We start from the raw sequence: 494 nt of genomic DNA, 5'->3' as shown, positions 1-494 counted from the left end.
AAAGTTATACAGGCAGATGTTACCAATGGCAGGGGGGAGCGCAATGTTGTTGATGGGGATCTGAACCTGTTGCAGGGTTTTGAGTTCAATGCCGCAACTTCATTGGATGAAGTGATGAAGGCAGCTTACACAGTTGGTTTTGACAGGGTATCGGGCCTGGCAGCCATTGCGATCCAGTTTGAGGATCCGAGTTTGGAATTGCAGCAAGTAGAGGGGGCGACCCAGGCGAGGTTTACCGTAGGCCTGGCAGCCGTTAACTTTGAGACCGGCGATTACGAGGTAGATGTCGTTCATTCCGAATCTGTGGAAATCGCATCCAAGGCAGCTGTGCAGGTAGACATCGAGGCGGGAATTTCTGCCAATAGCGAGCAGCCCGTATTTTTGGTACTTGGGGTGGAGTATTACCAGGCCGTGAACGGAGAGCTTTACCTCATCAACAACAAAGAGAGCAGGGCATTGTTGCTGGCAACAGTGGACATGCCGTAGTAGTAAAA

At 51.0% G+C, this 494-nt stretch carries 1 protein-coding gene; it reads left to right on the top strand.

Annotated features, from left to right (window positions below; all coding sequences use genetic code 11):
* The coding region (locus tag OM074_RS21230) for a pyridoxal phosphate-dependent aspartate aminotransferase family protein (protein ID WP_301202718.1) at positions 1-486 on the top strand (486 nt) is incomplete at its 5' end.
* Between the last annotated feature and the right edge of the window lie 8 nt (positions 487-494).

Origin of the sequence: Plebeiibacterium marinum (genome assembly GCF_026013615.1) — a bacterium.
Taxonomy (GTDB): domain Bacteria; phylum Bacteroidota; class Bacteroidia; order Bacteroidales; family Marinilabiliaceae; genus Saccharicrinis; species Saccharicrinis marinus_A.
Note: the sequence above shows the minus strand (reverse complement) of the source record. Positions and strands in the feature narration are given on the sequence as shown.